Here is a 19,729-nt window from a genome sequence, read left to right as displayed (position 1 = left end):
TGGCTTTGCCGGCAGTACCTAAGTATATTTGCAAGTACGTAATTAATATATCCAAAAATTAGAGCAGGGTCGCGCCTAAAAGCTAATTTTTGTATATTTAACTTTCCACAAAAATTTATTTGCGTAGCAAATCGATTTTTGACGAGCAGACCAGAAAGTCTTATTTCTTTAGTATGTAAAAAATTACATCAAGTATGATATCAATTTTGTCTAAAATATACTCTTAATATATTTATGTATATTAGTGAAAATAGATCAATTTCTTGTAGGTTGCCACGTTTTTTAAATCTTTTTAAGAGGTCGTATGTTTGATAGCATTAAAGATTATATTCCAAGTATACATAAAGAGGGATATATATTTATCATACTCTTCTTGCTAGGAACAGTTATATTATTTGCAATCTCGAGTACATTAGGGTATTGCGGATTGATTCTTACTTTATGGTGTGTATTTTTCTTTAGAGATCCCGAACGTGTAACGTTTGAAGATCCCGATATTGTAGTCAGTCCAGCTGATGGTGTTGTGCAAAAGATAACTCAATCTATTCCTCCAAAAGAATTAGACATGGGAGATCATATGATGACAAGAATTAGCATTTTTCTGAATGTTTTTGATGTACATGTAAATCGCGTACCAATCGCAGGAAGAGTAAAGGAGTTGCATTATAATCCTGGAAAGTTTTTCAACGCATCGCTAGACAAAGCAAGCGAATATAATGAGCGTCAATCAATACTTATAGAAACTAAAGATGGGAATGAAATCGCTATAGTGCAGATAGCAGGGCTAATTGCTCGTAGAATAGTATGTGACTTGAAAAAGGATGATGCTGTAGATACTGGTCAAAGATTTGGAATCATTAGGTTTGGTAGTAGAGTTGATATTTATCTTCCGATTGATGTTCAACTGCAAGTGTTAGAAAAACAAAGAATGACTGGCGGCGAGACTATTATAGCAGACTTCAAAAATAGATTAGCTAAAAAGTAGAAAATGACTAATAATACTCGTCATATTTCAAAATGCCATAGCTAAAGCACTATAAAGTATGTATGGCAAGCAGTATTTAGAATAAGTTTTTATTCATTTGAAATCAGCAATATAACTCTATTTTATGGGAGAGGCTGACTTAAAATTTATCAAAAGTACAAAGTATAACATGACTTTTTTATGCTGCTTTAGCTATATCTTTAGCTCGCAAATTCCAAATGGTTTAGCATGTTGCTGATTTTGCTTTTAATATATAATCTCTCCACCTTCTTTGGCCATATACTTCCACACTCTCTCAAGCTTTATATGTGAGAAATGGTATTCAGGATTAGCGGATGAGATTTCTTAATCTCATTGCAGCTTCCTGTTTTTTAGCAAAAAATAATTGATGATTAGGAATTAATATATCGCTAGAGTTAAATTTACTTTTTTGATCATCTAAAGAAGTGTCATTATCTGCTTGTATAGGAGATTTCTTAGGATCAATTAAGATAATTTAGTATGTGAGTAAGCAATTTATGATTTTTTTGCACAATCTCTAAATGTGTTTTTCCTTTAGTCAAGTGAGAAAACTTTGTTATTAAATCTGGCATATCTATAAATCTTTTATAAATCTGTCGCAATTCAGGAAACATGTATAGTAAGTCTATTTTCTGTTCTTGAATAGACAATTCTTCTGCAATTGAACAGCTCCATAATATATGATCAAAGATGCAAATACAGGCCTGTATTAAGTGGACCCAACAATACTTTTGATTATCTATAGTTAACTCTTGATAGAAGTGCATTAATTTATTTGCGGCGACTTCTGGAGAGGCAACTTGAGCAGTCAATGCTAAGCACTTATATAGCGATACAGTGAGTTTTGCCAAGATATTTTCTGCGCATAATGTAAATTCCTCATCAAGTGGTGAGATTGTGTACAGAATGACTAGTTCATGCATTACTGTCATAATATCAGATACTCCAGAGCGTATATTCTGAATGAACAATAGCTCGTCTGAGAGGCCGGTATATGAACGAATACGAGCATTTTGCGGGTTGAAAATTGTATAGTGTAATATAGTATCTCTAGGCGGAAAATCTGTGTCTTTTGCAAATTTCATCAGTACATCAGGTAGCCATGGTAAAATATAACATGGTTGTATGTCTAGTCTTATTAAAGAGCCTAGCAAGATACCAATATCACGTATGGCTGCTATTTTTTCATAATAATTAAAATCTCTGATAGCAGCTCTCTCTGCTAGAGTTTTTAGTATTCTAATGAGTTCACTTGAGTTTTTTTGTGCATTAGAATCGTGTATTAGAGAAACAAGCTCATCAAAGTAAAGTGGATCGAGAGATGATACATATTTAGAGTAAGTTAATGCCGTCTCCATACAAATAACCTATAGCTATGCAGTTGACTAAATCTTTATGAAAGCATTGGTATTATGACTTTTTATCAAACTAATCTTTTCTTATAATTTAATTTTTCGAGAGTTTTCACAATTAGATAACCTCAGTTCGATATAAGAGCTAAGTTTATTATTTTATTTTTCCATGAGACTGCTGGTTTATTTGGTTTTAAAGTATAAGCAGTTATTCCAGCAAATAAGTTAGCTAAGAAATTAGTTGTTGATCTATGCCTTGTGTGCTGTATATGACAGATATTCTTCAGTTGTCCTATAGCTGTTTCAATAAAGTTACGCTTGTTTAAAAAGGATTTTTGAGCTTCAGAATATAGCTTTTCTTTCATGTTTTTCTTAAGTCTAGTAATTAGCTCTAAACCTTGAGCACGTAGCTTTTTAGCTATGTTCTTGCATATATATCCACGATCTCCAAACAGCCATCCTTTCAAGTTGCGTGCAAGATTCTCTACAACTGCTCTATCATCTTTATTACCAGGTGTTATTGATATATTAATAATTTCACCACAATCATTCATGATAATATGCAATTTAAATCCAAAGAACCAACCAGTTGATGTTTTCCCACGTTTTGCTATATCTTTGAAAACTTTGTGTCTTCTTATGCGCATATTATGACAAACCTCAAGCTTTGTTGAATCAATATAGTATTTACCAGTCTTACTTCCAGATAAAGAGCGTAGCATAACCATCTGTGGCACAACAGCATGCTTCATAAGCTCAACAAATCTATTGTAACTCACTAATCTTGGAAATTCCGACGCATAGTGTATGCTTAGACAGTCTTTATAAAAATCTTTAAATGTTCGATAATGACTAAGTTGGAACATCACAAGTATTGTAATGATCTCTGATAAGCTCAGCATGTATTGCCTATGTCTTAATCTTCTCTCACTGCATAAACCTCGATTCTGCAATTGCTCTTCAAATAGCTTGCAAAAGTCATCTATATAACAGTATAGCTCTAATAAGGGAACCATGGTATATCCTCAAAATGTAGTGGTTTTGGAGGAATTCTAATGGTTCCATTCTTATGCCGCTAATCTTATTTCTCTATTCCTTACGTCGAACTGGGGTTAGATAGAAGTATGATATGATCACTTTTTTAAAAACTAAAGAGTGGTTTTATGGTTTGTTGTAAGGGATGTTGCTCTGATATCTTTGTAAAGAATGGCATTGTGAGGGGGTGTACAGCGTTATAAGTGCAGATCATGTTCTAAATTTTGTTGAGGGCGATCTGGGCAAGAAGCCTCAAACAGCTGTTAAGAAAGCATTATGCGTTATGCTATATAGTCTTGGTAAGGGCTCTTTTTCTATGTTAGGCAAGATATTAGGGCATTCGCCGTCCATAATTTATCGCTGGGTAGTAGAGGTGATGGGCAAGACTCAGGAGCCAGTTGTCTCTTCGGATATTATGGAGATGGAATTCGACGAGATGTGGCATTTTATTGGTTCAAAAAAAACAAGCTTTGGATCATTAAGGCAGTTGATCGTAGTACAAGGAGAACAGTTGCCTGGGTTACAGGCAATCGTGATACTGCAACATTCCAAAAGCTCTACAAAAAGTGAGTCATCTGAAAGAATGTCATTTTTATACGGATGATTGGGATGCTTTTTCTAAAATTTTACCCAAAGAGCGTCATACAATTGGAAAGTCTGGCACAGTATGTATCGAGAGAGATAATAGCAACACGCGACATCATTTATGCCGAATGACACGGCGCACTAAAATCGTTTCTAAAAAAGAGTCAATGGTATACAGATCCATCAAGCTTTGGTGCGCTCTTACTATTACACAAATATTCAAACAATATCAAGAACAGCTCTTATCTATCTTTATGTGAAAACTCTAAAAATGACATTCTTTCAGATGACTCACTTTGTTGTAGAGCTTTTGGAATGTTGCAGTATCACGATTGCCTGTAACCCAGGCAACGGTTCTCCTTGTACTACGATCAACTGCCTTAATGATCCAAAGCTTGTTTTTTTTGAACCAATAAAATGCCACATCTCGTCGAATTCCATCTCCATAATATCCGAAGAGACAACTGGCTCCTGAGTCTTGCCCATCGCCTCTACTACCCAGCGATAAATTATGGACGGCGAATGCCCTAATATCTTGCCTAACATAGAAAAAGAGCCATTACCAAGACTATATAGCATAACGCATAATGCTTTCTTAACAGCTGTTTGAGGCTTCTTGCCCAGATCGCCCTCAACAAAATTTAGAACATGATCTGCACTTATAACGCTGTACACCCCTCACAATGCCATTCTTTACAAAGATATCAGAGCAACATCCATTACAACAAACCATAAAACCACTCTTTAGTTTTTAAAAAAGTGATCATATCATACTTCTATCTAATTGTGAAAACTCTCACCGCAACTATTACAATGGTAATATGTAGGATGTTGCAAGGATTTTCTTCTTTAGGAGAGATTGTTGGAGCGCAGCTTTATTTAGCAGAAACTATAAAGCAGCCATATAGATATGTATGTAATGGTATCATTAGTATAGCTTCAAAAGCTGGAGGGTTATTTGCTTTAACTGTTGCTTCGTTTGCTATTTCCATGGATTTTAACTGGAGAATTGCTTTTTGGATAGGAGCTATAATAGCTGTTGTTGGTTTCGTTGCTAGAATGAGGCTTAGAGAGACTCCTGAGTTTGTAGACTTCAGACTCAGGATGAAGATAAAAGCAGAAATAAGTAAGCAAAATCCAAATATAGCAGAGAATTTATATGTATATAAGAAAAAAGCGGATAAAAAGATTATTTTAGCATATTGCTTTGCAGTATCAATGTCATCGGTTTGTTTTTATATGACATTTATCTACATGGGCAATTTTATGAAAGAAGTTTTGGGAATGAGCTATGAACAGGTTATTAATCAAAACTTGAGAGTTCATATAATGATAATACTTATAGTGTCATTTGCAGTATTCTTTCTTAAAAAATATCATCCTGTAAAAATTGCTAGTATATTTACTTTGTTATTTTGTGTTTTATTGCCATTCCTGCCATATTGTCTTGATCATGCTTCGAGTGTTATTTCATTAACGTGTTTACAACTTATAATGCTTCTCCCTACTGCATTATCATTTGGAGTAGAAATTGCCTGTTTTAAGCATATACCTATTGCTAGGCGCTTTGTAATGATAGCAACAACATTTGGAGTATCTGTTGCTTTCTCAATATTAATAGTTTCATTTAGTGTTATTCTTCTAACTGAATGCATAGGACATTATGCTGTTTTGACCATATATACTCCATCAGTGATTAGTTTCTTATGGGCAATAAAGTATAGCATAAGTGACTAAGGTGCTGACAATTTAATTGTATTAAAAACAGCATCATAAAGAGTATCAAATAAATCTATAGTTTTTCTAATTTCATTTTTTATCTTAAACCAGTAATGCTCTATAGGATTTAAATCAGGAGAGTAAGTTGGTAAAAATAATATGTAACAACCCACAGATTCAATTAACTCTTTCACTTTAGGATTCTTATGGAAGTTAATGTTATCCATAACAACAGTTTGTCCAGGTTTTAATTCTTTAATTAACATCTCCCTAATATAAGCTTCAAAGACCTCTTTATTGCAATTACCCTCAAATATTACGGGAGCAATAAGATTACAATTACAAAGACCAGCTATCATACTTATTCTAGTTTTATGTTGATACACCTTTTCCCCATAGCACCTTTCTCCTAAAATACTACAACCATATCCTTTACAAGCATTATCTTCTATTCCAGATTCATCAAGATATACTATTTTATCTCTTGTGATGGTTTTTATCTTTTCAATAAATTCATGTCTTAACGGAATATCTCTTTTCGGATGAAGATGAGTTTTTTTTATAGCTATAACCAAGTTTTTTTATCGCCTGTAAGATCGTTGTAGGTGATATATTACACCACTTCTTTGCTAGTTCTTTTGATGTCATAGCAATATTTAATTCAAAAAATTCTTTAAAATCTTCTAGATTTTTGATCTTATGACTGTGACCTTTTTGATAACCACTTGCTGCTTTCAAAGAACCGTGCTTATCTTGCAGAATTTTCCACTTATAGATAGTATCACGACTCACTCTAAATAGTTTACTCACTTTAGTGATTCTTGCACCATTTTCTAATGCTTCTATTACTCTTACCCTAAGTTCTATTGGATATGCTCTTGCCATAATTTTATGCTTTTTATTTCATACTCACTTTTTATATCTTAATTCCTAACTTTTGTCAGTATCTTAGTCACTTATGCTATATCTTTTGAAGTTTTACTAATCAAAAAAGTTTTCATAAACGAGGACGGATCAACTGGTATTCTATACCTTGCTTCTAATGATACAGAACATGATGCTGCCTATTTGTACGAAATCTATCAAAAACGATGGAGAATTGAGGAATATCACAAATCTATCAAAGAAAATACAAGCTTGGCAAAATCTCCAACGAAAAAGATGCGATCTCAAGCAAACCATATATTTGCTTCAATCGTAGCATTTTGCAAGTTAGAAATTATAAAGGTTGCCACTGCAACCAATCATTTTGCTATTAAATATAAATTGTTAGTAGCAGCGAATATAGCATCTATGAATGAATTGATAAATTTACGCAAAAATAATGCTCTTGCGTAAGGTGAGTTATTAACCGAAAGATATTTAAAAACAAACAGGAACGAGAAAATATTTATTCTTTGGCAACTAAACAGCTCTCTAAAATTATGAAGATCAACACGATTGTTGAACATTTGATGCAAGCTCCATATCAAACATCTTTTTCTAAAATAATAATGGCGCTTGACCCTAAGGCTCAAGCTCAAAGCGATTACAATATGAAATATCAGCTATTAATGAGCATTAAATTCCATTTTATAATTCGTGCTATAAATGAGGCAGAAAACATTGCAAGAATGTATAACATAGATATCGATACAACAGAAATGTTGTATGATACTCTCTTACAAAGAGAACAAAATGATGGAGAACATATTGCCATTTTACAGCCACAGCAAAATTTTAGTCAAGACAGAGGATTTAATGATAGTGGCGAACGGATCAATCCTATGCAAATTAATGTAAATGAAGAATTATATGATCAGAATATGTTCTTTGCAGCTATTGATTACTTTAGCAACCTTTAAAAAACTAAGGTGGTTATATAAATATTGCTCAACTCCTTATATTTATACAAAACTCTTAAAGAGATTGATACACTGATCTAGTATATTGGCATTGCTAACTAAAGATAGATATCAGCAAGTCTTTATTAAAAAGCATTAGGATAGAGTTATAGATCATATCTATGGCCTTACTGTAACGTTTGGTTTTACGATGAAACCTGGCTAAATAGTGCCGTATTAATGAGTTGAATGATTCCACTAAAGACGTTTCTGCCTTAGTAGAATAGTGTTTTTTAGCAATCCTAAATTTTTCATAAACGTCGTAATGGTCACTGCATGATATCTCTATCTCGTAGCTACTTTGTAATCGCATGGCAATCGGAAGATAGGATGCAAAATCCCTGACAATGCTCACTTCAAAATCAACAACTTTATTTCTGTCCCTATCAACAGCAAGCCAAATGTAGACTTTGTTAGTTTTTTTTGGCAATAACTAAAAAGCTCATCCAGCTCAATAATTGAGATTTGCTTGGCATCCTCAGGTATCGTAACATCATTCAGCCTTTGTTTTAGAAGCTTTGAGAATTTTCTAATCCACTTTATTATAAGTGAACTCGAGACCTTTTCTAATCTCTGGATTGATCTAATTCCAACTCCCTCCAGATACATACTAACAACCTTCATCTTTTTATTAAGGCTGTACTTTACTCTCATATCTCCAGACTTATAGCTCTTTTTACACTCTAGGCACTTATACCTCTGACGACCTTTAATATAGCCATTCTTTGTGCTTCCTATGCTGCCACAATGCTTACAACTTAACATATATAATGCTTCCAATATAACTTACTATCAAGGCAGTATACATATACGCGAATTTAAAAGCAAAATCTATTCTTGGTTAGCAATGCCAGTATATTCGTCAAAAATGGGTTTGCTGCGCAAATAAATTTTTGGCGGATAGACTTTTTTTAGGTTTAACCTTTGTATGTGTATAATACAATACTAACCCTTCATTTCTCAGCTGGTATACTCAAGAAAATTGACGATAAAGCTTCCTGCGGCGTCTGACAGATTCTGCCCTCTCCCTTACTCTTGCCTCAGAGGGCTTCTCATACGCTCTTTTCGTCTTCATGACTTTAAATACCCCTTCGTATTGCATCTTTTTCTTGAGAGTTTTTAATGCATAATCTATGTTATTGAATCTTACTATGATCTGTACCAAGAACCTTACGCTCCAATCCGCAAATGTTGATATTTATAAAACCAGAGTGTTACTTGCAAATACAATAACCAACTCTGAACCAAGCTATCACATTTTAGGTAATTAATAGCGATATGTCAATTGCGTAAAATGCAAAATAAAGCAATGTTTTTCAGATATAAAATCATCGTAGAGTATGACGGAACAGGTCTTTCAGGATGGCAAAAGCAAAAACATAGCAGCTCCGTACAAGAATGCATTGAAAATGCTATAAATAGTTTTACGCGAGAGAATGTCACAGTATACGGGGCTGGCAGGACGGATGCAGGAGTGCATGCCCTTGGACAAGTTGCGCATTTCGATTTAACAAAATGCTTAGAAGAAAAAGCAATAAGGAACGCAATTAACCATTTTTTAAAACCACATAAAATATCTATTGTAGATGTTAAACACGTTGAGAATAGTTTTCATGCTAGATTTGACGCAAAACAAAAAGTGTATACATACAAAATATTAAACCGAGAAGCGCCTAGCCCAATATTAAAAAATAAAGCATGGCATGTTAAAGAATATCTAGATATAGATAAGATACAATCTGCAGCAAATTTATTAATAGGCAAATATGATTTTTCTAGTTTTAGAGGTACTTCATGCCAAGCAAAATCACCAATCCGAACTATAGATTACATTTCGGTATGCAGAGAGCAGGATATAATTAGCATATCAATTGCAGGAAGGTCATTTTTATATAATCAAGTTAGGATTATCACAGGTTGCTTGCGCAAAGTAGGGAGTGGAAAGATTAATAATGAAGACATAAAAACAATCTTACTTTCAAAAAATAGAAGTAATGCCGCAGAAACTGCACCTGCATACGGTCTATATTTGTCAAAAATATTCTATGATGCTTGAAATCTTTGACAAAACACTGCCCGATAGTGTATTCGTCACTCTAATTTGGCATTTTTTATAATAAAGAGAAAGAACAAGGAGAGATATGAACACTACTTTACTTTCGAAAGAAAGCCACTCTACAACTCCAATGATGAAGCAATATTTCAGCATCAAAGAAGCGCATAGAGAATATATGTTGTTTTATCGTATGGGTGATTTCTATGAGCTCTTTTTTGAAGATGCAGTTATAGCGTCAAAGGAATTAGACATAGTACTTACTTCAAGAGGGAAGCATATAGGAAATGACATCCCAATGTGCGGTGTCCCTGCACATGCTGGCGATGGTTATTTACATAAATTATTAAAGAATGGTCATTCTATAGCAATATGTGAACAACTGGAGTCTCCTGAAGAAGCTAAAAAACGTGGATATAAAGCAGTAGTCAGAAGAGAAGTAACAAGGATTATAACGCCAGGCACTCTTACAGAAGAAACTTTGCTAAGCGCAGGTAGTAATAACTATTTATGCGCAATTGCTGTGCAAGAAAATTTAGTTTCTATAGCTTGTGTTGATATTTCGACTGGAGATTTTAGCGTATCAAGTGTTGAGCTCGCATCACTTTCACCAGAGCTTGCTAGGCTTTCACCAGCTGAAATCATAATTTCTGACAAATTAACTGCTGATGAAACAGTAAGCAAGATGTTGCAAGAAAGCAGTGGAACAATTACGCAGCGTCCAGCAAGTATATTTCAGTATGATCGCAGCGAAAACAGAGTAAAACATTTTTTTGGGCTTGCTAGCACAAGTGGTCTTGGCTCATTTACCAAAAATGAAATAGTAGTAACTGGTGTATTGCTTGAATATCTTGAACACACCCAGAAAGGAAATTTACCAAAGCTGACAAGACCTAAAAAGGTGCAAAATTCCGATTATATGATGATTGACCCCGTCACAAGACGGCACCTTGAAATAGATCAAAGCGCTCCAAATAGGCAAAATTCGCTGCTGCGCATTATTAATAAGACGATAACGGCTGGAGGCTCAAGGCTGATGAATATATATCTTGCCTCTCCACTTGTAAATCCGGACGCTATTAATAAAAGGCTAGATAGCTTGGAATATTTTTTTAATAATTATGCAATAATGTCTGAAATTAGAGAGGAACTTAAAAAATTTCATGATATAGAGAGAGCGCTTCTTAGAATATCGACGGGCCGCGCTACTCCAAGAGAGCTTGCCGCAATAAACTTAAGCATGAGAGTGGCAATAAACATTGCAGAGCTACTGAGATTTTCAAATACAGAATTAACAGATGGTATTAATTCATTAATATCTCAAATCGGTGTTTTTGGAGATATACTTGACGCACTACAAAATGCACTTGCACCAGATGCTATATCCGGTTCCAATGACGTTTGTTTTTTGAGAAAAGGTTATTCAAGACATTTAGATCAGCTATATGCACTTCAAGATGGAACTCTGAAATCGATTGAAGCGCTTAAGTCGAAATACCAAAATATATCCGGAATAAACAACTTAAAGTTGGTGCGAAATAATATAATAGGCTACTTTATAGAAGTTAGTCCAAGCAACGCACAGAAAATGCAAGATCAGATTTTTATACACAAGCAGTCACTAGGTACTGCGATTCGGTATACTACTGAAGAACTAAAAAAACTAGAAACAGATTTACTAGTGTCTTCTGAAAAGATCAAAAACTTAGAACAGGAACTGCTGCAGGAGCTATGCGCAAAAACTCTTGAGGTATCTGATGAAATTTTCTTAACAGCAGAGAGCATTGCAAATCTGGATGTTATTACGACTCTCGCTTATGTTGCTAAAAAAAACAACTATAGTAGACCATGCGTAGATAACAGCCAGAATATTACAATAACAAAAGGAAGGCACCCAATAGTTGAGTCTAATACAGCAATTCAATTCATTGCAAATGACTGCTTAATAAATGAAAATAGTCATATGATTTTATTAACTGGCCCAAATATGGCTGGAAAAAGTACTTTTCTCAGGCAGAATGCCCTAATAATAATTATGGCACAAATCGGCAGTTTCGTTCCAGCGGAATCAGTAAGAATCGGCGTAGTAGACAAGTTATTTAGCAGGATAGGCTCAGGTGACAAGATATCTGCTGGACAGTCAACATTTATGACTGAGATGCTTGAGACATCCTATATTTTAAATAACGCTACAAAAAATTCGCTTCTGATATTAGATGAAGTAGGTCGCGGGACTTCTACATATGATGGTGTTGCAATCGCATGGTCTGTTCTTGAGTATATACATGATAATCTAGGTAGCAGAACCTTATTTGCAACACACTATCATGAATTAACAGAATTAGAAGGAATTATAGATAAGCTTCTATGCTATTCTATGAATGTAAAGGAATGGAATTCGCAGGTTATATTTTTGCACGAGATAGTAATCGGAAAGGCAGACAAGTCATATGGCGTCCATGTAGCAGAACTTGCAGGAATGCCACAAAAAGTAACAAAAAGAGCTGCTGCTATATTAAATGAGCTCACCTCTAAAGAGCGCAATACAATATTATCAATACAAAATAAAAAATCAGATATAGAAGCTCAAGAAATCGATAAGCTCAGACAAAAAATTGGCAATATTGATATTGACGCAATCACCCCAAAAGATGCATTATCTATACTTTATGAACTAAAAGAGTTGGTATAACCGAGGGATGCAACAATATCCAAGCACTAGACTGCGCAGAAATAGAAAAGTAGAGTGGAGCAGAAAGCTTTTTAGAGAAAATACTCTTCAGACTGATGATTTAATTTTGCCTATCTTTGTACAGGAAGGTAATGGCCTAAAAACACCTATTGAATCTATGCCTGGAGTCTATAGAGTCACTCAGGACATTGCCAAAGAAATAGCGCATGATGCTAAGAGTATAGGAATTAACGCAGTTATACTTTTTCCTTATATTGATAAAAGCAAGAAATGTCCTCAAGGGAAAGAGGCATTAAACCACGATAACTTAATTTGTAGGACGATCAAAGAAATTAAGTCCTCAATTCCAGAGCTTGGTGTGATTACAGACGTTGCACTAGACCCTTATACCAGCCACGGACACGACGGCTTAATAGATGAATCTGGGTATGTGTTGAATGATAAGACAATTGATGTTTTATCCGCACAAGCACTAAATTTTGCGTTAGCAGGTTGCGATGCTATTGCACCTTCCGATATGATGGATGGAAGAGTAGGAAAAATTAGAGAGACTCTGGAGATGAAGGGCTTCCATAATACACAAATCATATCTTACTCTGCAAAATACGCATCAAACTTCTATGGACCTTTTAGAGACGCTGTTGGGTCAAAAAATACGCTTTTAAAAGCAGATAAAAAAATATATCAAATGGATTGTGCAAATAGTAAAGAGGCTATGAGTGCTATAGAATTAGATATAGCACAAGGCGCAGATGCAATTATAATAAAGCCAGGACTACCATATCTTGATATTCTAAAGCTTGCGTCCGATCAATTTAATATCCCACTTGTGGCATATCAAGTAAGTGGAGAATATAGTATGCTCAAACTCGCCGCTGAACGTGGTATTTTTGATTTTCTAGGTACATGTTTTGAAACTTTAACTGCAATGAAAAGAGCCGGCGCAAGCGCGATCATTACCTATGCTGCGCTTGATATAGCAAAATATTTGATGCAAAAAAGATGAAGTTGGCATGAATATTGCTAGCTATATATCTTAAAGAGTGCATTTTTAATTTAAAGATTTGCTGCTGTAGCACATATTAGTTTGTCTTAAAAATTTGCATTGCCACTCGAGGATTTGATAATTTTGTTATTGGTAGTTTAGTATGTCTAATGTAATTGCAACTTCCGCCGGTGTTCATCTAAAGCCAGAAGGCACTATAGACTCTAATGCTAAAATTAGTGGGTCTGAGCTTGGAGCTGACTTTCTTCTAGTACTTGAGGCTATGATAGAGAAGTTTAGTCAGACTTGTGAAGAAGGCTTAGAGTGTTCTAAGACTACAGATCTTATCTCAGCACCATTAATAAACTTAAAAACAGGTGATGCTGAAAAAGCAGTGCAAGATGTTGTTGAGCCAATCGGCGCTAAGGAAAATAATTCTGATCTGTCGCAAAGCATGCTGACACTCACTCTCTCAATGATAGGAGATCATTCAATTCACGATGCTATGATTATACAAGAACCACCTCAACAGAAAGATCTAGAAGTTGATGTTCAGCCTTCTTCTTCTAATGCAACAAATGATCTGATTACATTCTCAGCAGTACAGTATATCCCAATAAAAACTAGTGTTTCGGCGCGGCACGCAGCAGTGCCAGAACAACATGATAAGAACAATGCAGAAATCGGTGAACTAAAACAATCCGATATAAGTGCTAGCAAAATCACAGAGCAAAGTTATCATTTGATAAAACATGATTCGATAGCAGAGCTGCAACAAAGCCAATTCTTAGAGACATTGAAGGTGACAGTGCCGCTGGAAAATGTGTCATTAAAATATACTGAACATACAGAGAGAGAGACCAAGGACCAACACAACGTTGTTTCACAAATAATGTTGAAGACTAAAAGCTTGGGAGCAAATAAAGGAGTTACTCATCTGAAAATGACTCCGCCACAGCTGGGGCAGCTTGATATCATCTTCACTAATGAAAATAACAATGTAAGTGTCAGTCTTGTTGCAGATAAATGGGAAGGATATAGCGCAATAGCTCAAAATATTGAGCACCTTAAGTCATGTATTGAAGCTTCAATGCCAGATTCAAAATTAATATCACTAAACTTAGATTTAAAGGAGCATCAACAACAAGGCCGCAATCAAAATAGAGAAGAGTCTCAGAATGCTAAAGCAAACTTTGAGCATGCTGAGCTAGAAAAAGAGCTTGATGCAACTTATGGTAGCATTTATTCTATTAATATCGCAGAATATAGAGTCAATATAGTTGTGTAGATTAGTTGTTATCTGTTTTATATTTATCTGATTTTTTATAAGGTAAGATTATGTATGGAGTAAGTGGAATTCAAGATGTTGCAAACGTGCACAACTCTAAGGAAGACAGCGGTAAGAAAAACGAAGCTATACGCAAAAAGAATAGTGATGATTTTGCAAATTTGCTGAAGCTGCAAATCAAAGCACTCACACCCAATCCAATGGAAAAACAGGATCCGCAAGCAATAGCGCAGATTGCGACTAGCTTTGCAAATACCATGGGAATGCAGACGCTGGTAGAAGAATTGCAAAGCATGAAAAGTGATCTTGGAGTCGTAAAAAATGCAGTGCTTATCGGAAAGCCTGTCAAATATGAGGGAGATGGGACATTTACTATGACTGGCTCGAGCACAAGCTGCAATTACTTCATAAATTCCGAACATGGAATAGAAACTGCGAAAATCACTATTAAGGATATGAGTGGCACACCAGTGTACGAGGAAAATATCAAGCAGCCAGCACAAGGTGAGGGTATTTTCACTTGGAATGGAAGAAACAATTTTGATGGTGAGAAGTTGCCAGATGGAAAGTATATATTTGACATCACAGCAATCGATAAAACTGGGAAAGATGTGCGTGTAACTAAGTATAATTCAGGGCAAATAGAATTGGTCGTTGCGGCTGCTGGTAATGATGCTCAATTTTATATTATAGATGGTAAGAAAATTAGCAAAGATCAAACAATTGGTATTTAACGCGATTTGTTAATTATAAAACAATTAGCAAATCGTCTAAATATGGCGCTGCTGGATATACCGTAAGTGGTACGCGCGCCAAAAGTCTCGAAACAAGCATGAAATAGTGCTTGGAGCGCAAAAATAGCGCTTTTAATCCGTAAGAAAATGTTATAATAAATGCAAAAACCTTACGGATTTTGTGAAAGTAGTGTTTTTAGGCGCAGGACCAATTAATATATCCAAAAATTAGCACATGGCCAGGTCCTGGGCTAATTTTTGCACATTTCACTTCTCCACAAAAATTTATTGCTTCGGCAAATCAATTTTTGGCGGATAGACAAGCTAAAAGACAAATTACCGATAATAATTCGCGACATACTACTTAGAGTTTCTTGAATTTTAGCTTAAGTATTTTTGCTTCAGCAAGTTCTGTAACTTCTGAAATGAACTGTATATCAGCATTCTTGGCCAGCAAGCGCATAGCAAGGGCTTTTTTGCCTTTCTCAAGACCCTCGGCTATACCTTCTAGCTTACCCTCTGCTTTACCTTTTTCAAGACCTATACTCATTCCTTTATCCAGAGCTGCGTCTAGCATAGATTGGTGATCTAGGATACGTTTTTGCTGCTCTTCGTATGACAGCAACTCTTGCTCTGACCAACCAAATTGATCCAGAGCTTCATACGCTCTTTTGATTATTAAATCGCTTTCTATTATCTGTTGCAAATCAGACTCAGATGTTTGATCTGCATACTTAAAGAAATAACACCACTTTTGCAAAATATTATCTAGCTTATCTCCTGGCTTTTTCTTAAACTTTGGCAGTTCAATAAACGTAAATGAGAAATCTTTTAAGTCATTTTCGTAAGTAACTTTGTCTAGAATAATATGGTCTGATTTATAACTTACTTTCTCTGGAAATAGTACGCAGTCTAGAATTGCTATAAAGATTATTTTCTTTAAATTGCAGTAAAAACCCATTCCGTCAGATCCTCTAGTAGCTTGACGCCCGTAAGCTTTAGCTGCATAATACTGCGCTCTTTTCTCAAAACCTTTGCTTGGAGAGATCTGCATCTCTATTATGTATTGAACGCCGCTTGCGTCTTTGCAAAGGACATCAACAATAGACTGCTTTTGATATGCAATTTCTGGATCCTGAACAGGACTTAAGAACTCCACAGACTGGATCTCATTTAGCCCTCTCATTTCCAAAACATCATTAATGAAATGTATCAGAATATCCTTGTTCTTTTCAGTGCCAAAGATCTTCTTAAACGCAACATCATTTTTAGGATCTAGATATTTGGAAAGTGACATTTTTTTTGCTTTTTTATGCAATGTTTGATTATGATAAACGCATACTGCACATTCTAGCTTGAAATGCAGAAAATATCTAGGAATTGTTCTAATTTTTGCACATTTCACTTCTCCTGGCTGCACGATAGATTGTCGCACTTCAAACTAGAATGCACCGGATAGACTAATGAGTGAATTGTGCGAGAAATAAATTTGATACATGGTGATTGTTTATTACATTGCTTTCGGATAATGCATCTTGTTCCTTGTGGGAAGAAATTATAACTATTCCGCCTTGTGAGCTTTTTGCTGCTATCATATTACACAATCTCTCTGTAGAAAGAGCGTCTAGGTTTGCAAATGGTTCATCTAGTATCCAAAAACATTTGGGAGAGACTAAAAGCTTTGTGAGTGCAACTCTTTTTCTCAGTCCTTTAGATAATTTCGCAGCAGGTATATCAAGATAATTTTGTAGTTCCATATGGCTAATAGCAGCATCAAGCGTCTCGATTGAATTGTAAATAGTTGTCCAAAATGTAATGTTTTCCAGAGTTGTTAGTTCATTATTTATCGCATCTAGATGTCCTATATAATTTACCATTGAATAATAAGTATGTATTTCAAGTCGAATATCAACTTGGTTACATATTACTTGTCCAGCGTTTGCATCTGCAAGACCTGCTATTATTCTAAGTAGTGAAGTTTTTCCCGCTCCATTTGTTCCAATGACGCGTAAAATAGCCCCAGGAAAAAGAGTTACTCCTAGTCCTTCAACTAAATGAAAGTGATTTCGAATGATGGCAATGTCTAGGAGAGTTAAAGTGTTATATAACATCCAAAAAATCACCAATAATATTTAAAGCCACGGGTAGGGCACTTTGGGACCCCCAACCTCCATGTTCTGCTACGACAGCAATAGCATACTTAGGGTAGTCTGACGGAAAAAATCCTGCGAACCAACCATGATCTCTATGCTGTACCTTCTCGTGTTTTTCACCTTGCTTCTTTAATGCAATCACTTGAGCAGTACCTGTCTTACCTGAAATTTTTATTCCATCTCTATACACTCTTCTCTTGGTATACGCGGCACCAAAATGTTTATTAAAAACGCCATATAAGCCGCTACGCAAAATATCAAGATGTGAATTCCTGATATTAAGCGATTTTGCTTGTTCATTTCCATTGTTGTGAAGGATTGTAGGGGCAACTGCTGTGCCGCTAGCAACTCTTGCCATCATGGTTGCTATCTGGATTGGAGTAGCAAGAACATACCCTTGTCCTATTGATGCATTCACAGTATCACCTTGTTGCCAGGTCTGCCCAAATCTTTGTCTTTTCCAATTACGATCTGGTATCACACCAGAATTCTCAAATGGTAGCTCTATACCGCTTACTTGCCCAAGTCCCAGCAGTCCTGCGGCTTGTGCGATAGCTCCTATTCCGACTTGCAGTCCAATTGTGTAAAGGTATACATTACAGGATCCTGCAATGGCATCTTCCATATTTACAAGGCCATGCCCTCCTTTTTTCCAGCAACGAAAAATACGGCCTCCTAAACTAAATGAACCAGAACACATAATTTTTCTATTTGGATCTAGATTATTTTGTAGTGCTGCAAGCGTTGTAACAATTTTAAAAGTTGAGCCAGGAGGATATGGTATTGATATAGCTTTATTTATTAATGGATGTTCAGGATTGTTATGTATTTCTTTCCAATCCTTTAGTGATATTCCTCCCACAAATTTATTTGGATCGTATGAGGGAGTTGAATGCATGGCAATCACCTCACCACTTCTAATATCTAGTAATACAGCACTTGCACATATTTGTGATATGTATTTTGCAACTATTTTTTGTACTTCAAGAGAGATAGACAACTTAAGTGCATTTGCAGGGATTGATTTATCAATTGATATTTCTCTCACAAATTTTCCAAGTGAGTTAACTTCTATACGTCTGCTTCCTGGTGTACCAAGCAGATCTTGGTTAAAAGTTTTTTCTACACCATTTTTCCCAACTTGAAATTCTTGATAATTTTTAATTGCTGCGTTTGACACCTCCTGAGCATTCGGTTTTGATATATAGCCTGTAATATGGGCTATATCATCTCCTATTAAATATATCCTCTTTTGTTCTCTTATTACCTCGATTCCAGATAAATCAACAGATTCTTCTATCTTTGCTATATCAGACCATACTATGTTCTTCATTATTACAGTTTGGCCACGCTCTGAAAGGTTTCGCATTATATTCTCGATTGCTTTATCTGAGATCTGATGTTTAATTCCTAAAATTTCATATAGCTTGATAATAATTTGCTTTGCTCTCTTTTGTGGTACACTGTCAAGAACTGCTTTGTACGATAGTTTATTGCTTATAAGTTCTTTATTATTACGATCTAGAACCACTCCTCTCAGTGGCGCTGTGATTATTAATTTTATTCTGTTATTATCTGCTAGTACTTCATATTTCTTTGACTCAATTAATTGTAGATAATAATATCTTGAGCAAAGTCCTCCTAGCATCGCAGTTTTGATCGCGCCGATAATTAGAGCTCTACGTGAGAAAATTCGTGTTTTATTATGCCTGTCGCGCATCTTCAAGCTTCATACATTTTGTGAGCATAATGTGCATTGGCACATAAAGAAATATAGGGCAGAGGACAACAAATTGCCAATATTTAATACTAAATACTATCTGTCTATAGATGAAGCTTAACATTACCTCATGTAGGGTAGCTACAATAGTAATAGAAATAGTGAAGAAGATAAAGGCTGTTGTTGCACTTCTATCGTTTGTAATTTTCCGAATAGCATCCCCCATCGCAAGCAGAATTACAAATTCTATAGCAGAGCACCCGACATTATGACCAGCTATTAAATCTTTTATAAATCCAAATATTGCAAGCTCAGTATATCCAATTGCTGATTTCCATGTTGCAAGGAAAAATATACTAATCATTAATACACCTAATATGCTAAAATGTAATTCTGGTGAAAGAGGTAGATATAAGACTAATATCTGCAGCATGATCAAAATGTATGCCTTACATTTTATCTTCCATCTCATATTTGTTTTAGATGTTAAGCTAGGGACTATTGCGTACATGTTGAGTTTATTC

Annotated in this window: 22 protein-coding genes; 11 read left to right on the top strand and 11 right to left on the bottom strand. The window is 35.2% G+C overall.

Going from position 1 to position 19,729, the window contains the following annotated elements:
- Positions 1 to 304 precede the first annotated feature (304 nt).
- Positions 305 to 985 carry a phosphatidylserine decarboxylase gene (locus tag AACK98_RS07350; RefSeq protein ID WP_339041128.1) on the top strand — a complete coding sequence of 227 codons (681 nt, stop codon included), beginning with the start codon at positions 305 to 307 and terminating at the stop codon, positions 983 to 985.
- Between the two features lie 482 nt (positions 986 to 1,467).
- On the opposite strand, the gene AACK98_RS07345 is transcribed toward AACK98_RS07350, so the two are convergent.
- The gene (locus AACK98_RS07345; RefSeq protein ID WP_339041126.1) at positions 1,468 to 2,364 is read right to left on the bottom strand and encodes a monodechloroaminopyrrolnitrin synthase PrnB family protein; all 897 of its coding nucleotides are present in this window, start codon (positions 2,362 to 2,364) and stop codon (positions 1,468 to 1,470) included.
- Positions 2,365 to 2,486: 122 nt separating this feature from the next.
- On the bottom strand, positions 2,487 to 3,260 hold the full coding sequence (locus AACK98_RS07340) for an IS982 family transposase (protein ID WP_339040242.1): 774 nt from the start codon (positions 3,258 to 3,260) through the stop codon (positions 2,487 to 2,489).
- Positions 3,261 to 3,580: 320 nt separating this feature from the next.
- Here AACK98_RS07340 and AACK98_RS07335 point away from each other — a divergent pair, with 320 nt between their 5' ends.
- Entirely contained in the window at positions 3,581 to 3,997 is a 417-nt protein-coding gene (locus AACK98_RS07335) for a hypothetical protein (RefSeq protein WP_339041124.1), read from the top strand.
- Entirely contained in the window at positions 3,960 to 4,238 is a 279-nt protein-coding gene (locus AACK98_RS07330) for an IS1 family transposase (protein WP_339040270.1), read from the top strand. The genes AACK98_RS07335 and AACK98_RS07330 overlap by 38 nt, the downstream gene beginning before the upstream one ends.
- A gap of 31 nt (positions 4,239 to 4,269) precedes the next feature.
- Here AACK98_RS07330 and AACK98_RS07325 read toward each other — a convergent pair whose 3' ends face one another.
- A complete protein-coding gene (locus AACK98_RS07325) occupies positions 4,270 to 4,653 on the bottom strand; it encodes a hypothetical protein (RefSeq protein WP_339041123.1) in 384 nt (127 codons plus the stop codon).
- Between the two features lie 111 nt (positions 4,654 to 4,764).
- Between AACK98_RS07325 and AACK98_RS07320 the strand changes: the two genes are divergently transcribed.
- On the top strand, positions 4,765 to 5,715 hold the full coding sequence (locus AACK98_RS07320; RefSeq protein WP_339041121.1) for an MFS transporter: 951 nt from the start codon (positions 4,765 to 4,767) through the stop codon (positions 5,713 to 5,715).
- On the opposite strand, the gene AACK98_RS07315 is transcribed toward AACK98_RS07320, so the two are convergent.
- Positions 5,712 to 6,582 (bottom strand): IS630 family transposase gene (locus tag AACK98_RS07315; RefSeq protein WP_339040258.1). Its coding sequence is split into 2 segments (ribosomal slippage): positions 5,712 to 6,257 and positions 6,259 to 6,582, totalling 870 coding nucleotides; the frame shifts between segments, so codons are not numbered across the junction. The two genes, AACK98_RS07320 and AACK98_RS07315, sit on opposite strands and share 4 nt — an antisense overlap.
- Before the next feature lie 60 nt (positions 6,583 to 6,642).
- Here AACK98_RS07315 and AACK98_RS07310 point away from each other — a divergent pair.
- Entirely contained in the window at positions 6,643 to 7,035 is a 393-nt protein-coding gene (locus AACK98_RS07310; protein WP_339042673.1) for a transposase, read from the top strand.
- A gap of 86 nt (positions 7,036 to 7,121) precedes the next feature.
- Positions 7,122 to 7,541, top strand: a complete 420-nt coding sequence (locus tag AACK98_RS07305; protein ID WP_339041118.1) for a hypothetical protein — start codon at positions 7,122 to 7,124, stop codon at positions 7,539 to 7,541.
- Positions 7,542 to 7,635: 94 nt separating this feature from the next.
- Here the strand turns inward: AACK98_RS07305 and AACK98_RS07300 are convergent, their stop codons facing one another.
- From AACK98_RS07300 to rpsU, 3 genes are all read right to left on the bottom strand, one after another.
- Entirely contained in the window at positions 7,636 to 8,010 is a 375-nt protein-coding gene (locus AACK98_RS07300; protein WP_339040222.1) for an IS1 family transposase, read from the bottom strand.
- A complete protein-coding gene (locus tag AACK98_RS07295; RefSeq protein ID WP_339041116.1) occupies positions 7,932 to 8,345 on the bottom strand; it encodes a hypothetical protein in 414 nt (137 codons plus the stop codon). Before AACK98_RS07295 ends, AACK98_RS07300 begins: the two co-directional genes overlap by 79 nt.
- 208 nt (positions 8,346 to 8,553) lie before the next feature.
- On the bottom strand, positions 8,554 to 8,745 hold the full coding sequence (gene rpsU, locus AACK98_RS07290) for a 30S ribosomal protein S21 (RefSeq protein WP_339041114.1): 192 nt from the start codon (positions 8,743 to 8,745) through the stop codon (positions 8,554 to 8,556).
- Positions 8,746 to 8,874: 129 nt separating this feature from the next.
- On the opposite strand from rpsU, the gene truA reads away from it, so the two are divergent.
- The 5 genes from truA (at position 8,875) to AACK98_RS07265 (ending at position 15,332) form a co-directional block, all read left to right on the top strand.
- Complete coding sequence (gene truA, locus AACK98_RS07285) at positions 8,875 to 9,636, top strand: tRNA pseudouridine(38-40) synthase TruA (protein ID WP_339041112.1); 762 nt, start codon at positions 8,875 to 8,877, stop codon at positions 9,634 to 9,636.
- A gap of 85 nt (positions 9,637 to 9,721) precedes the next feature.
- The gene (gene mutS, locus AACK98_RS07280) at positions 9,722 to 12,325 is read left to right on the top strand and encodes a DNA mismatch repair protein MutS (RefSeq protein WP_339041110.1); all 2,604 of its coding nucleotides are present in this window, start codon (positions 9,722 to 9,724) and stop codon (positions 12,323 to 12,325) included.
- Between the two features lie 7 nt (positions 12,326 to 12,332).
- Entirely contained in the window at positions 12,333 to 13,331 is a 999-nt protein-coding gene (hemB, locus tag AACK98_RS07275) for a porphobilinogen synthase (protein ID WP_339041108.1), read from the top strand.
- Positions 13,332 to 13,473: 142 nt separating this feature from the next.
- A complete protein-coding gene (locus tag AACK98_RS07270; protein ID WP_339041106.1) occupies positions 13,474 to 14,598 on the top strand; it encodes a flagellar hook-length control protein FliK in 1,125 nt (374 codons plus the stop codon).
- Positions 14,599 to 14,648: 50 nt separating this feature from the next.
- Positions 14,649 to 15,332, top strand: a complete 684-nt coding sequence (locus AACK98_RS07265) for a flagellar hook assembly protein FlgD (protein ID WP_339041104.1) — start codon at positions 14,649 to 14,651, stop codon at positions 15,330 to 15,332.
- A gap of 364 nt (positions 15,333 to 15,696) precedes the next feature.
- On the opposite strand, the gene AACK98_RS07260 is transcribed toward AACK98_RS07265, so the two are convergent.
- The 4 genes from AACK98_RS07260 to AACK98_RS07245 form a co-directional block, all read right to left on the bottom strand.
- On the bottom strand, positions 15,697 to 16,629 hold the full coding sequence (locus AACK98_RS07260; RefSeq protein WP_339042671.1) for an Rpn family recombination-promoting nuclease/putative transposase: 933 nt from the start codon (positions 16,627 to 16,629) through the stop codon (positions 15,697 to 15,699).
- 163 nt (positions 16,630 to 16,792) lie between these two features.
- Positions 16,793 to 17,443 (bottom strand): heme ABC exporter ATP-binding protein CcmA, encoded by a 651-nt coding sequence (ccmA, locus tag AACK98_RS07255; protein ID WP_339041102.1) that lies wholly within the window; start codon positions 17,441 to 17,443, stop codon positions 16,793 to 16,795.
- The gene (mrdA, locus tag AACK98_RS07250; protein ID WP_339042669.1) at positions 17,433 to 19,205 is read right to left on the bottom strand and encodes a penicillin-binding protein 2; all 1,773 of its coding nucleotides are present in this window, start codon (positions 19,203 to 19,205) and stop codon (positions 17,433 to 17,435) included. Before mrdA ends, ccmA begins: the two co-directional genes overlap by 11 nt.
- Positions 19,189 to 19,716, bottom strand: a complete 528-nt coding sequence (locus tag AACK98_RS07245) for a hypothetical protein (RefSeq protein ID WP_339041100.1) — start codon at positions 19,714 to 19,716, stop codon at positions 19,189 to 19,191. Before AACK98_RS07245 ends, mrdA begins: the two co-directional genes overlap by 17 nt.
- Positions 19,717 to 19,729: the final 13 nt, after the last annotated feature.

Origin of the sequence: Candidatus Lariskella endosymbiont of Hedychridium roseum (genome assembly GCF_964020185.1) — a bacterium.
Lineage (GTDB): Bacteria > Pseudomonadota > Alphaproteobacteria > Rickettsiales > Midichloriaceae > Lariskella.
Note: the sequence above shows the minus strand (reverse complement) of the source record. Positions and strands in the feature narration are given on the sequence as shown.